Here is a 13,331-nt window from a genome sequence, read left to right on the forward strand (position 1 = left end):
GACTCCACTCATGGCAGAACGGTCACGGTTGTTGTGTGTGAGTTCACTTCTATGATTTCGGCTTCCTCAAGAGGAACACCTAAGAACTCGGCAATAGGTAACGGCAATTTCTGGTAGTTTAGCGTTGCTTTCACCGCCATAGAACCGGGCGGCGCTTTTGCCGGCAACGTCCATGTATATGTTTCCAATTTGGTTTCCCGCGGCCCGAATCGATAATCGGTTCCGAGAGATGCGGTGTTCCACTGCATGATGGTCATTCGCCCCTGCGGGTCAAAGTACGGCAGACGGAAAATCCGATCTCCGACCGGAACGCCATCACGTTGGATGCCTTTGAAGTCGGGGATGTCGAGCGGAATTCCGAAATCCTGATACGCGAGCGTATTCGCCGCAATCATATACTCTTCCCCCTCAAATCCCTTTTTGTCAACGGGGAGATGGTAAACATTGCCCTTTGCATCTGTTGCTTCAACATGCAACCAGACCAGCCTTTCTTCTGCCGAGCCGGTCGGGAATTTATGACCTGTTTTTTGGTTGAACAACGCAACGGTGAATCTGATACGCTCACCCGGTTCTAACTCACGAATGTCGGGGTGGATGCGTACTTCAATCGTTCCGCGAACTTTGCCGGGGTCATGCGCACCGTGAAAGAGATGCTGCCGCGCATCGGCGACTTGCGGCGCCAGTTGAGCAACCTGTCCTTGCGCCTTTGTCATGTGGCAATCCTGGCATCGCACGCCTTCCTTTGCGTACGGGCCTTCCTTCCACTCAAGATGTGTGGATTTCACCCAAACGCCATACGGATCCTTTTCGTTGTGGCATGTTCCGCAGAATTCCGCCGTCTGGATGAACTCTGATGGTTGTGTCTTATGTGCCGGTGAAACGACTCCCTCGCGCGGACCGTACTTTGTCTTCCCCGGCTCCGAGATGTAGTTGAAGTTGTACGGAACATCTCCCTTGAAACCGGTAATCGTGTGGCACACATCGCATGATACTGATTCGTTAGCTCTGCTGTTGAACTCCGGTTTCGGCGGAGGAACATCATTCGCAAGAAATGCCATCGGCGAATGACAACCGTTGCAGCCGGCTTTGACTTCGGCAACTTTGGGATCCTTTTCCGCATGCGGCACAGCCAACTTGAAATACTCGATCTCATCCCAATGATGCGTGTAGGCTTGCGACATCATGGCCTGAGTCCACTGCTGGTAGAAATCCACGTGGCATGATTTGCCGCAGGAAGCTGGCTTCTCAAATTCGTCATACGATCTGCTTCCAAGCGCTTCGTCCCCTGCTTTCTTCTCTTGAGCGTTGAGTGACATCAGCAGGATGATACTGGAGACCATCAGTGTGAAGGTTGTCTTCATGGGGAACCTCAGTCGTCGTGGCAATAATAATGGAAAGATTCATGTAGAGTATTCGGGGATGTGCAAAGAATGCACGTCGCAAAGTAAGTGCCACCACAAAATGCTGTAGAATCTGGTAATTCGGGAACTTTCGTTTAGGGGCGGAAGAGAACTTCGCAGATTTAGGAATGAAGCAGGAGCGGTAGGATTACGTTCTCTTCAGTAGATATACAAACAGCGGCGCCCCGATTGCGGCAGTAACGGCGCCTACGGGTATTTCGGTCGGGGCAAGGAGTGTTCGCGAGATGAGATCCGCAACAATCATGAAACTCCCGCCGAGCAGGATCGATGCGGGCATCAGCAAACGGTGGTCGGGGCCGAACATCATCCGGCACATATGCGGAATAATCAGCCCGACAAATCCAATCACGCCGCTCACGGAAACAACCACTCCCGTAATCAACGACGCGAGAATGTATGACAGACGCTTGATATGACGAACATCAACACCGAGCTGCATCGCAGTCTCGTCGCCTGTGGCAATGAGATTGTACTTCCTTGATTGCATCAGGAGAAAGGCGGAGGCAACAAGCACAAGCGGCGCCACAATCGTAAGTGATTCCATGTTTGCGTTGCTCAGGTTGCCCATCAGCCACAAGAATGAGTTGCGCAACTCCTGATTGAACAGGGCGATAATGAGGAGAACAGCGGCGTTGAAGAACGCGCCGATCATAACTCCCGCAAGAAGAAGTGTGTTGGTGTCAAGCTGGCCTCTCCGATGAGCAATAGTGTACACCAGCAACATCACAAGGGCCGATCCGAGAAACGACGCTAACGGAGTCGTCACTGCGCTGAACCCCAAACCTAACCCGATGGCAAGGATGGCTCCAACCGTTCCTCCGCTCGAAATGCCTAAAATATACGGTTCGGCAAGCGGATTCCTCAACAACGCCTGAAACACAGCGCCCGAAATCGAAAGGCTCGCTCCGACAAGCATCGCGAGGAACAATCGCGGCAACCGGATATCAACCACGATCGTCCTGAGCGATTGGTCAACTGACGCATCTCCGAAAAGCGAAGGTAAGATTGCAGCAAACGGAATATCAACGCTGCCGACAGACAATCCAACGATACAGACTGCAACCAGCAAGAGTGAAAGCAAAACGAGAATACTGATTGTCCGTTTCAGGTCAAGCGGTTTACGTTCGATGTGTGCGGCGGCCACGGTTCACTCCCAATCGCGTCGCCGGTTCCGGGTTGGTGTACGGCGGCGGGCTTTTTCGCGTGCAGCACGGCGCTCTTTGGGCGTCGGGTTGGTTGGTGCAGGCCTCATATCGTCTCTTTTGAACACAGCAACGTGTTTCCACATTTCGTCGACAAGTTCCCGAACGCCGGTGTTGGCAACAGCCGAAATGGGGAACGCCTTCACTCCCTTGAACTTCTTCTTCTTCAACTCCTTGAGCCCGTCATCGCCCACCGCATCGATTTTTGTTATTGCAACGAGCACCGGTTTTCTAAGAAGATCCTTGCTGAACAACCTCAGTTCCTTCTTGAGAACGGCAAAGTCCGACTCAATGTCGTCACGGGTCCCGTCGAGCAGAAAGACGAGCATCTTCGTCCGCTCGATGTGCCGGAGAAACTGAATGCCGAGTCCTTTCCCTTGATGCGCCCCTTCAATCAGGCCGGGAATGTCGGCAACAACGAAGCTTGCGCCCTCCGCAACGCGTACGATTCCCAAATTTGGAACAAGTGTTGTAAACGGATAGTCGGCAATCTTTGGTTTCGCCGCCGAGATCACGGAGATGAGTGTTGACTTACCGGCGTTCGGGAATCCCACAAGCCCGACATCGGCAAGCAGTTTCAGTTCCAATTCAATGTCCCGCTCTTCTCCCGGCTCGCCGACTTCATATTGTCGCGGCGCCTGATTTGTTGACGTCGCAAACTCCGCGTTGCCGCGGCCGCCCAACCCGCCACGCGCGACAATCAGTTGCTGGTCCGCTTCCGTCAAATCTCCGATCACTTCACCGGAAGAACCATCCCGCACAAGCGTACCAACCGGAACATCAATCACGAGATGCTCACCGCTCTTTCCTGTCTTGTTTGAGCCGAGGCCGTGAGCGCCGCGTTGCGCCTTAAACTGCATCTTGAACTGAAAATCGAGAAGGGTGTTGAGATGGGAATTTGCCCGGAGTATGATGCTCCCCCCTCGTCCGCCATTGCCGCCATCGGGCCCCCCTTTCGGAACAAACTTCTCGCGTCTGAAGCTTACTGTCCCGGCACCGCCATCACCGGCTTTGACATGAATGGGGGCGAAATCGATGAACTTCATTCAGTCTTTCGCAGTTCGGGCTGGTAACGCGCCTGCATCGCATCGGTGAACTCGACGACTTCGGGCGACAGCATGTCGAGTTTGTTCATCTCAAAAAGGTCGCGCAGATACGGTTGCGCTTCGCGCCAGGTCTTTGCCGTATTGAGAGATGTGAAGAATACGAAGCTCGAGTTTGCGTCATCATGAAAGATGGTGGAAATGAATCGTGCGCGCTGCCCGGTTGTCAGCATCTCGTGAATATCCGGCAACTCCTCCGGTACTTTTTCTTCAGCAGGACGTTGAGGGAATGTGAGCATCGTTTTGTATTGTTGTGTTTCGCGCTCTTTGGCGTATGCAACAAGCTCATCGGCGCTGACAACTGGCTGTACCGGCAATGGCGGTTCGGGAAGATCCTTCTCCAGTTCCGTCGTATCCAATTGTGTAACATCAATCGCAGCCGCTTCATCCGCGTGTTCTTCCACAGCGGGTGGCTCGCTGATGCCCGGCGAAACCGGCACAGATTCCTCTGCGGGTAGTTCGGCAACCTCGCGTGATTCAAGTCCGGGCGGTTCCGGCGAAGGTTCGGATTCAACGGCCTTTTCCGTGGCCTCAATGGTGTGTTCGATGGGTTTAAGAATCTCCTGTTCCGATTCCTGAACTTCTTCTTTCACTGTTGTTTCGACGTTGTAGAGGTCTTCGAGAATCCCCGTCAACTCTGCAATGGAAATCTGCGTGCGTGAGCGGACGTGACAAATACGCTCGATGTACTCCTTCACGCCCATCATCTTCTTATCATCAAAGAAGAGAAGAATCGACTCGACAGGAACGGGCCTTGTCGGGGTAGAGTCGCCATACAGCAGGAAATCGAATATCGGCTTTGTCAGATAGGCAAGCTCGCGGGGAGAATGCTGGCGGGCAATCTCTTCGTCGATCCTTGCAATCAACGTCGCAAAGGAGTGCTTGTCCATCTCATGCATATTTCTGCGTCGGGCATGCCGCTCGACAAGTGTTCCGTAATATGCGTAATCGACGACACGCTCGAATTTGCGAACGAGCGTTTCAAACGGAATCCGTTCCTCCTTCTCAAACATCATCTGAACCAACGTCCACTGCGGGCGACAAAGATAGTTTTCCAGAAAGTGAACCGTGTCCTCGACGAGCTTTTCAAACTCACTCCGCTGCAACACGTATTGCGTTGCGAGTGATCGAAGCACCGTTCGTTCGGCAACCACCGTGGAACCGATGCGTTTCGTTATGCCCGACAGCGTATGCGATTGTTTGAACTCATCTTCCAGACGATCCATCACGGCGGCAAGCATGTATGATTTCACCCCACGGGGAATTTGCGCCCCGACAACCTCGCTCAGAGGAAGCGCCTCCCGGCCGTTGATCGTCGACTCGATGATAATTTGCTTGATGAGTTCTGTTTCCCGTTCCAACATGATAGCGGATTCCCCTCTTGAAAAACTTCAACGGATAGTTGCGAAACTCTCTTATGCGTCTAAACTTACGATTTATTCTTCTGTGTGGCAAGGAGCGCATGAGATAAGGAATGAGAAGGGCATTATTGCTCTAAAACGGAGATGGACATACTGTCAATAGCATATCCGGTTACATGCTCCACGTGTTGTTTTGCCCTCGCGAGGCAGTAGACTTGATAGCCAGCCTCACGGACGAGGGCAACTTCGTGTTGTTTGAGGTACGCAACGAAGAGAAGTCCGGGATTTCCCGCTTTTTGAGTCAGGAGGAAGTGCCCCTGACTATAGGATAGCGAGTGTATAAGACTTGAATCGCCTGCTGGCTCGACATGTGGATTCTCAAACCAGAACGACGGGCCGTCGCTTGTCATGACAATGGCTTTCTCGGGCAGCGAATACGATCCGACAGCCTCGCGCTCGCGCAACATCTGAGTTCTATTGTGAAGCTCCTCGAAGACCATTCCTTCGTGTACATTTACGCCGAATGCGCGCCGGTTGCCGACCTGTATAACGTCAACTGTTACGAGCCCGGAAAGAACGAGCAGAACGGTGAACACGGAAAAGGCTCTTCGGGGAGAACATCTGTCCATCAGGAGCAGCAGAAAGGGGAGCGCCGGAAGCAAATATGCGCGCTCGAGCGGCAGCCACAGAAACAAAAGAAGAAACGTGACAACACCAATAATTGATGCCAGAATGATCGGATCGCGAACTCGAATTGATCGTACAGCCACTACCCGGTTCACAAAGAGAACATACCCCGCAACGGCCGCAGTAAGCGGACCGATGAAGTAAATTGAACGGTAGAGAAAAGCGGCCACGCGCATTACAGGTTCAAGATGCACGTCGCTCATTTGTTCACGCGTTGCAGTAAACCAGCCGGTAATCCCATATTTGATGACAAGAGGGAGAAATACAGCCGTTGTTGTCGCACATGTCACGAAAGCAAGTTTCAGCAATTGTCTTCTATCCATCCTCTGAGCAATGATCAGGCTCAATAGCGGCACCACGGCAACAAGATTTGCCGGGCGAAATCCGGCGGCGATCCCGAGCGCAATTCCCGCCAGCACAATGCGCTGTTTCAAGATAGCATGAAGTGACAGCAAGATTGCAAGAAGCGACCACATGTAATCGAGCGTGACAGCAGAATGCTGCCAAATAACAGGCGAGAACGCAAATGCGATGACCAGCATTTTCTGATGTCGCGCGAGCCGCTGGACTATACTGTTCCAAATATACACCGCAATGAGGGTTGCAACCAAGGTAGCCGCGTTGGAGAGCGGCGCTCCACCTGAAGGGACAAACAGCGCTGAAACGATTTCATGCAACGGGTAGCCGGGTAATCGGGATTCGAGGTACGTTCCCGTGTTCCGCAATGTCGAAGCCGAGTTGGCAACCAGCCACGCATCGGCATCCGCTCCATAACCTGTCCACAAGAAAGGAACTCGTGTGAAGACGACAGCGGAAAGTACAAGATAAAGCCAATACCGTGAAAGGAATGTGTCGTTGGAGGATAGACGATGCATACGGGCTCAAAACAACAGTAGGGACACAGCCACTTGTGTCCCTACGACTTTGATGAGATACAGCAAGGAAAACGCCGCGGTTACTCCTGGATGAACTTCGCTCTCATGTACTCGCGATTCAGTCGCGCAATATGTTCCACGGAAATGTTTTTCGGGCACTCGGCTTCGCATGCATACGTGTTTGAACAATTTCCAAAACCCTCCTCGTCCATTTGCGCAACCATTGCCTCGACACGCGCTTTGCGTTCGGCATGTCCTTGAGGAAGCAAGGCAAGTTGGGAAACCTTTGCACTCACAAACAGCATCGCCGAGCCGTTTTTGCATGCGGCAACACATGCGCCGCATCCGATGCATGCGGCGGCATCCATTGCTTCTTCGGCAACGGGCTTTGCAATCGGGATGGCGTTTCCATCGGGCGCACCGCCGGTTCTCACAGAAACGAAACCGCCCACGGCCATGATTCGGTCGAACGCCGAACGGTCAACAACAAGATCCTTGATAATGGGAAAGGGTTTTGCGCGCCACGGCTCGATCACAATCGTCTCGCCGTCGTGAAATGTACGCATATGCAACTGACAGGCGGTGACACCACGGAGCGGCCCGTGCGCCCGTCCGTTGATGTACAGGCTGCATGTTCCGCAGATTCCTTCGCGGCAATCGTGATCGAATGCAACCGCATCTTCGCCTTTACGGACAAGATCAAGATTCAGCAAATCCAGCATTTCGAGAAACGACATGTCGGGTGAAACGCCGGGCATGGTGTACGTAACGAACTGGCCGTCGGAGTTTCTGTCCTTCTGGCGCCAGATTTTCAGCTTGATGGTCATTGTGTTCTCGGACATTCGGTAATGCTCCTTGTTGTGTGGAAGCGGCCTTGGCCTCTTCAAAATTTCAGATCACTATTTGTAACTTCGCTGGCTCGGTTTCACGTATTCGAATGTCAGCGGCTCTTTGTGCAGCGTCTCCTTGCTGCCGACTCCCTTGAACTCCCACGCGGCAACGTACGAAAACTTCTCGTCGTCACGCTTTGCTTCACCGTCATCTGTTTGAGACTCCTCACGGAAATGTCCGCCACACGATTCTTCCCGATGCAAAGCATCGGTGCACATGAGTTCGCTTAACTCAAGAAAATCCGCCAGTCGGTGGGCCTTCTCCAATTCCTGATTGAATGAATCCGAGCTGCCCGGAATCAACGCATTGTTCCAGAATTCCTCACGCAGCTTCGGAATCTCCTGCAACGCCTCCTTCAATCTGCCCTCGGTGCGCCCCATACCGCATTTATCCCACATGATTTTGCCGAGTTGCTTGTGAAGCACATCCACCGGCTTCTTGCCTTTAATGGACATCAACCTGGAGGTCATTTCCGAAAGATCCCGTTCAGCATCCTTGAATGCGGCATGACTCGCATCCACTTTCGGGAATTTGCCTGTGGCAAGATAATCGCCGATCGTATACGGGATAACGAAGTACCCGTCTGCCAAGCCTTGCATTAACGCGCTGGCACCGAGTCGGTTGGCCCCGTGATCGGAGAAGTTGGCTTCGCCGAGAACGAACAAGCCGGGAATTGTACTCATCAGATTGTAGTCAACCCACAAACCGCCCATCGTATAGTGAACGGCGGGATAGATACGCATCGGCTGTTCATAGCCGTTTTCACCGGTGATCTGCTGATACATGTCGAAGAGATTGCCGTACTGTTCCTCCACCCACCCTTTGCCAAGTCGTTGAATGGTTGAAGAGAAATCAAGATACACGGCAAGGCCTGTTGCCCCGACACCGTGTCCCTTGTCGCACATTTCTTTTGCACGACGTGAGGCGACATCACGAGGAACAAGATTGCCGAACGATGGATAGAGCCGTTCGAGATAATAATCACGTTCATCTTCCGGAATATCGTTGGGATGCCGCTTGTCTCCTTTAGCCTTCGGCACCCAGATGCGGCCGCTGTTGCGCAGGCTTTCACTCATCAGCGTGAGCTTGGACTGATGGTCGCTTGATACCGGGATACAGGTCGGATGAATTTGCGTGAAACACGGGTTGCCGAAGAACGCTCCGCGTTTATGCGCACGCCACGTTGCCGTAGCGTTGCACATCATTGCATTCGTAGAAAGGAAGAACACGTTGCCGTATCCACCCGTAGCCAATATCACCGCATCACCAACGTATGATTCGAATTTACCGGTAATCATGTTGCGGGCAACAATGCCGCGTGCCTGACCGTCAATCACCACTAAATCAAGCATCTCTCTTCGTTCATAAAACTTCACGGTTCCCAAACCCATTTGGCGGCTGAGCGCGGAATACGCGCCGAGCAGAAGCTGTTGACCGGTTTGCCCGCGGGCGTAGAATGTGCGGGAAACCTGTGCCCCGCCGAACGACCGGTTATCCAGCAATCCGCCATACTCTCGTGCAAACGGAACTCCCTGGGCAACACATTGGTCAATGATGCTGTTGCTTACCTGTGCAAGACGGTAGACATTTGCCTCGCGTGCACGGTAGTCGCCTCCCTTTACTGTGTCGTAGAAGAGGCGCCAGATGCTGTCACCATCGTTGGGGTAGTTCTTCGGCGCGTTGATGCCCCCTTGCGCCGCAATGCTGTGGGCACGACGCGGTGATTCGTGATAGCACAGTGCCGTCACGTTGTATCCCAATTCGGCAAGCGAAGCTGCCGCGGAGGAACCCGCGAGTCCCGTACCCACGACAATGATGTGATACTTGCGCTTGTTTGCGGGGTTCACCAGCTTCATGGTGAAGCGGTGGTTATCCCACTTCTGTTGTACGGGTCCGTCAGGAATTTTCGAATTCAGTGTCATGGCGACTCTTATCGTTTAGTATGCAAAGAGAAAATACAATGGGATGATGGCGAAACCGACCGGGATCAACAACCAGAACACAATACCGATGGCATGCACAAGCTTCTCAAGCTTTCCGGAACGCACGCCGAATGTCTGAAAGGCCGATTGAAATCCATGCTTCAGGTGATACGCAAGAAATACAAGTGCAACAATGTAAAACGCCACATACGCGGGACTGCTGAAGGCATCAATCATAAGCTGGATCATCGGGCCTTTGCCGAGGAAGCGCGACTCCACAAAGAACGTATTGACATGAACGACGAGAAACACACCGACGAGTATTCCGGTAAGCCACCCGAAGCGCGAACTCCATGTACTGTTCTCGCTCGCTTTGTTCACTTCGTACTGAATGGGCCGCGCCTTGCGATTGAGAAGATACAGATAGATGCCCAGGATGGCATGAAGCAGAAAGCCCGCAAACAGACCCCACTCCAACGGACGGATAATGGGATGGGTCGCCATGAAATGTCCGTATATTTCGAACATCTCGGCTCCCCGGAACTCGGCGGTGTTGCCGCTGCTCGCTTGAAGAGCAAAGAGATTTATGGTGAGATGCACAACCAGAAAACTGCACAGGAACAATCCCGAGAGTGCCATCGTGATCTTCCTGCCGACAGATGAGCTAAGAAACGTTGCGGTTTTTCCCATTGAGAGTACTTTCTAAATTGTTGGAACCTCCTGAGGAGTCCATCGGACCTGGAAATGAGGCTTGAAGAACATGGTAAGCTGAAACCGGGAAGCAAAAGCCCGAAAAAATGTAAGAAGGATTCTGAACTTTAGCAAGGCTCAATCAGGTCGCGACGCGCATAAACCGGACAATTGAAATTACTGCGCCAAGCAATCCCAATGCAAGGCCTGTTGCTATTACAACTGCATAGAACACCGACGGCATGTGAATGTATGCCGAGAAATCGCTTGCAACCAGACGGGCGGCATATTCCAGCACAATGTACAGTACACCCGCAGCAATCATTCCACCGACAACTCCCTGTACCATTCCCTCGATGAGGAACGGGAGTCGGATGAATGTCCATGTCGCGCCCACAAGCTCCATCGTTCGAATCAGCTTTCGTTTCGCGTAGATAGCAAGCCGGATGGTATTGGAGACAAGCAGGATTGCCGAAATGCTGATCAGCAACCCGAGGCCGAGAGTCACATTATTGATGGTGGTAGTTCTTTTGTCAATCAACTCAAGCAGCTCTTTCCGATAGATGATCTGATCTATTCCTCGAAGGGCAACAAGCTCGCGATAGATACCATCGACGGCGGCGGTTGTCCGGAAATCGGGCTTGATATAGATCTTGAACGACGGCGGAAGCGGATTGAAATCAAGAACCTTCTTGATATCCTCGCCGAACTCTTCCTTGAAGATCTTTGCCGCCTCATCTTTTGAAATGTAGATGAGACTGTCAACGCCCTTTACAGCCAGCACACGGTTGATCAACGTGTTGATTTGATCGCGGGTTACCGGCTCCTGCAGAAACGCCTCCAGTTCAACCTTTGCCCTCAACATCTCGATGAAGCGCGACGTGTTGATGCTGATAACGGCAAACACGCCTAACAATACCAGCGAAATGCCGATAGTGATAATCGAAATAGCCGTCGAGAGTTTGGTTCGCGTAAAGCCGGAAAGGCTTTCTTTAACGGTATAGGAAAGACTCATGTTGTTGCTTTAGAAATTCGATTCGTCGCGCCATCGAACAATTTTCCAGGGCGAGGTGGTTGTTGTCTGTTCGAATGTGAGATTGGCATATCCCCCGATGCGCTCGATGGAACTTGGATTAAACGTGATTGTCAGATTAAACCCGCGGACAAAGTTGATCCGCTTTGCAGTGGTTGATGTATCAACAGAACTTGAAACAATGTTATTCCATATCAAGTCAAGTCGTTGCGCGTTCTGGAACAGGCCGTATGTCGTACGCAATTCTGTATCCCGTCCCCACGTCACGTCGATTCCCCCGTTTTCATAATCACGGTACACAAACACAAACGATTCATCGAGCAAGGGCGCATACACCGACGTATCGCGGAATGTGTACGCAACACGCAAACATTGAAAAATCCCCTCCGGCGACGATGGATCGCATGACGATGAAGCGGGCGACGTATCGAGTCCGGGCGCGAACGGGTTCTTGCATGTGAGACTCACGAGAACAAGCAGGGCACAGCCCGGCAACAACACCGATTGAGCTGAAAGCTTCATCAGTTGCTGAATTTGCCTTTGAAACTGCTCCAGGTCAAATCGTTTGTGGTCTTCAAATCTACCCACCGTGAAATCGTCCACTCACTGTTGTCATTCACCAGAGTAAATTGCGTCGTTCCCCGCGCAGTTTGCGTGAAGCCCGGCTCGATATGTTCGAATGTCAACGTATAGTCGAAACTGTACGTGCGGGAATCCCCGCTGATGAGTGAATCTTTCGGAATCAACGTGAGATTGGAAAAACTTTGCGGCTGCCTTCTTTTCGCAACAAGATTTTGAAAGTAGGATTGTTCCTGCTGTAGTGTCCAATTCCGAAGAACGCTTGCGTAAATCTCCGCCGCATCACCCGACGGAATGAATGTGAAACTATGTTGCGAACGGGTCGAGTCGGTGAAGTTGGCAACATAGCCCGCAACATCCTGCTGCCCGATGGAGTTCTGCAGATTCAGAATGACGTTCGAGGGAAATGTCCGCGGAAGATACTGAAAGCCGGATTGCGACGGGGGCTCTGCTTCACGCGGCTCGAACACGTTGCATCCGGCAGCGAGAAGCAAACACCAAGTGATATGAATTCCCAACTTGTTCACAATTCAACCCGTCCTTCAAGCGCACGAGAGAGGGTCGCTTCATCGGCAAATTCGAGATCGCCACCGACGGGAATGCCGCGTGCGATACGGCTCACCTTCACACCCAACGGCTTCAGCAATTTGGTCAGATACAACGTTGTTGCTTCACCTTCCACGTTAGGATTGAGGGCAAGAATCACTTCGCTTACTTCCCCGTTCATTCGTTGAATCAACTCGCGTACTTTCAAATCGTCCGGCCCGATGCCGTCAAGCGGAGACAGCGAGCCTCCGAGAACGTGATACAACCCTTTGAACTCGTTTGTTTTTTCCACTGCCATCACGTCGTTCGGCTCCTCGACCACGCAGACAATGCTCCGCTCGCGTTTGGGGCTTGAGCAAATGGGGCACGGATCGATCTCAGTGATGTTCCAGCACGTAGAACAGTAGCGAATCTTATCCTTCACATTCACCAATGCCCTCGCCATCTGCACAATCTCGTCGCGGGGCTGCTTCAGAATATGCAGGGCAAGACGTTGCGCCGTTTTTCTGCCAATGCCCGGCAGAGCCGCAAATTCCTCGATGAGTTGTTGTAGCGCTTCTGATGTATAAAGCATACAATTGTTGGTTACATTCCCGGCAAATTCAGTCCGGGGATGTTGGGCATCATGCCGCTCGTGACTTTTGCCATCTCTTCTTGTGCCATCCGCGACGAGTCTTCGAGTGCCTTGTTCGTTGCCGCGAGAACAAGATCTTCCAACATCTCAACATCGTCCGGGTTCACGACTTCCTTGTCGATTTGAATCTTCACAACCTGCTGCCTTCCGTTTGCGGTCACTTTTACCATGCCTCCGCCTGAATCTGCCGTAATGGTTTTCTGCTCAAGTTCCTGCTGTACTTGGGCCATCCTTTCCTGCATCTTCTGAACCTGCTTCATCATTCCGGCCATGTTCGGCATGCCCTTCATTGCGTCCCTTTCGATATTGAGTTTTGATGTGTTCGTTTCTGAAAAAATATACCCTTATACGCAAGGAAAGTCAACGAGATGGGTGGCTGCCAAACCT

At 52.2% G+C, this 13,331-nt stretch carries 13 protein-coding genes; all 13 read right to left on the bottom strand.

Annotated elements, in window-relative coordinates; genetic code table 11:
• Positions 1 to 8: 8 nt before the first annotated feature.
• Positions 9 to 1,316: a NapC/NirT family cytochrome c gene (locus KF749_10800; GenBank protein MBX2991641.1), complete on the bottom strand. Its 1,308-nt coding sequence runs from the start codon at positions 1,314 to 1,316 to the stop codon at positions 9 to 11.
• 232 nt (positions 1,317 to 1,548) lie between these two features.
• Entirely contained in the window at positions 1,549 to 2,565 is a 1,017-nt protein-coding gene (locus KF749_10805) for an iron ABC transporter permease (GenBank protein ID MBX2991642.1), read from the bottom strand.
• A gap of 3 nt (positions 2,566 to 2,568) precedes the next feature.
• Positions 2,569 to 3,669, bottom strand: coding sequence for a GTPase ObgE (gene obgE / locus KF749_10810; protein MBX2991643.1), 1,101 nt, complete (start codon positions 3,667 to 3,669; stop codon positions 2,569 to 2,571).
• Positions 3,666 to 5,090: a hypothetical protein gene (locus tag KF749_10815; protein ID MBX2991644.1), complete on the bottom strand. Its 1,425-nt coding sequence runs from the start codon at positions 5,088 to 5,090 to the stop codon at positions 3,666 to 3,668. The genes obgE and KF749_10815 overlap by 4 nt, the downstream gene beginning before the upstream one ends.
• A 122-nt stretch (positions 5,091 to 5,212) precedes the next feature.
• Positions 5,213 to 6,649 (bottom strand): DUF2029 domain-containing protein, encoded by a 1,437-nt coding sequence (locus tag KF749_10820; GenBank protein ID MBX2991645.1) that lies wholly within the window; start codon positions 6,647 to 6,649, stop codon positions 5,213 to 5,215.
• Between the two features lie 80 nt (positions 6,650 to 6,729).
• Positions 6,730 to 7,476 (bottom strand): succinate dehydrogenase/fumarate reductase iron-sulfur subunit, encoded by a 747-nt coding sequence (locus KF749_10825; protein ID MBX2991646.1) that lies wholly within the window; start codon positions 7,474 to 7,476, stop codon positions 6,730 to 6,732.
• 72 nt (positions 7,477 to 7,548) lie between these two features.
• The gene (locus KF749_10830) at positions 7,549 to 9,462 is read right to left on the bottom strand and encodes a fumarate reductase/succinate dehydrogenase flavoprotein subunit (GenBank protein ID MBX2991647.1); all 1,914 of its coding nucleotides are present in this window, start codon (positions 9,460 to 9,462) and stop codon (positions 7,549 to 7,551) included.
• Between the two features lie 15 nt (positions 9,463 to 9,477).
• Positions 9,478 to 10,152 (bottom strand): succinate dehydrogenase cytochrome b subunit, encoded by a 675-nt coding sequence (locus tag KF749_10835; protein MBX2991648.1) that lies wholly within the window; start codon positions 10,150 to 10,152, stop codon positions 9,478 to 9,480.
• A gap of 142 nt (positions 10,153 to 10,294) precedes the next feature.
• Positions 10,295 to 11,167, bottom strand: coding sequence for an ABC transporter permease (locus KF749_10840; GenBank protein MBX2991649.1), 873 nt, complete (start codon positions 11,165 to 11,167; stop codon positions 10,295 to 10,297).
• Between the two features lie 9 nt (positions 11,168 to 11,176).
• Positions 11,177 to 11,707, bottom strand: a complete 531-nt coding sequence (locus KF749_10845; protein ID MBX2991650.1) for a hypothetical protein — start codon at positions 11,705 to 11,707, stop codon at positions 11,177 to 11,179.
• The gene (locus tag KF749_10850) at positions 11,707 to 12,291 is read right to left on the bottom strand and encodes a hypothetical protein (GenBank protein MBX2991651.1); all 585 of its coding nucleotides are present in this window, start codon (positions 12,289 to 12,291) and stop codon (positions 11,707 to 11,709) included. Before KF749_10850 ends, KF749_10845 begins: the two co-directional genes overlap by 1 nt.
• Positions 12,288 to 12,884, bottom strand: a complete 597-nt coding sequence (gene recR, locus KF749_10855) for a recombination mediator RecR (GenBank protein ID MBX2991652.1) — start codon at positions 12,882 to 12,884, stop codon at positions 12,288 to 12,290. Before recR ends, KF749_10850 begins: the two co-directional genes overlap by 4 nt.
• An 11-nt stretch (positions 12,885 to 12,895) precedes the next feature.
• Complete coding sequence (locus tag KF749_10860; GenBank protein ID MBX2991653.1) at positions 12,896 to 13,234, bottom strand: YbaB/EbfC family nucleoid-associated protein; 339 nt, start codon at positions 13,232 to 13,234, stop codon at positions 12,896 to 12,898.
• Positions 13,235 to 13,331 lie beyond the last annotated feature (97 nt).

It is taken from the genome of Bacteroidota bacterium, from assembly GCA_019637975.1.
Classification (GTDB): Bacteria; Bacteroidota; Ignavibacteria; order UBA10030; family UBA6906; genus CAADGV01.

Coding starts and splice junctions, on each gene's coding strand:
- KF749_10800 (MBX2991641.1), bottom strand. CDS start 1,316: ATGTCACTCAACGCTCAAGAGAAGAAAGCAGGGGACGAAGCGCTTGGA.
- obgE (MBX2991643.1), bottom strand. CDS start 3,669: ATGAAGTTCATCGATTTCGCCCCCATTCATGTCAAAGCCGGTGATGGC.
- KF749_10815 (MBX2991644.1), bottom strand. CDS start 5,090: ATGTTGGAACGGGAAACAGAACTCATCAAGCAAATTATCATCGAGTCG.
- KF749_10820 (MBX2991645.1), bottom strand. CDS start 6,649: ATGCATCGTCTATCCTCCAACGACACATTCCTTTCACGGTATTGGCTT.
- KF749_10825 (MBX2991646.1), bottom strand. CDS start 7,476: ATGACCATCAAGCTGAAAATCTGGCGCCAGAAGGACAGAAACTCCGAC.
- KF749_10830 (MBX2991647.1), bottom strand. CDS start 9,462: ATGACACTGAATTCGAAAATTCCTGACGGACCCGTACAACAGAAGTGG.
- KF749_10835 (MBX2991648.1), bottom strand. CDS start 10,152: ATGGGAAAAACCGCAACGTTTCTTAGCTCATCTGTCGGCAGGAAGATC.
- KF749_10840 (MBX2991649.1), bottom strand. CDS start 11,167: ATGAGTCTTTCCTATACCGTTAAAGAAAGCCTTTCCGGCTTTACGCGA.
- KF749_10845 (MBX2991650.1), bottom strand. CDS start 11,707: ATGAAGCTTTCAGCTCAATCGGTGTTGTTGCCGGGCTGTGCCCTGCTT.
- recR (MBX2991652.1), bottom strand. CDS start 12,884: ATGCTTTATACATCAGAAGCGCTACAACAACTCATCGAGGAATTTGCG.
- KF749_10860 (MBX2991653.1), bottom strand. CDS start 13,234: ATGAAGGGCATGCCGAACATGGCCGGAATGATGAAGCAGGTTCAGAAG.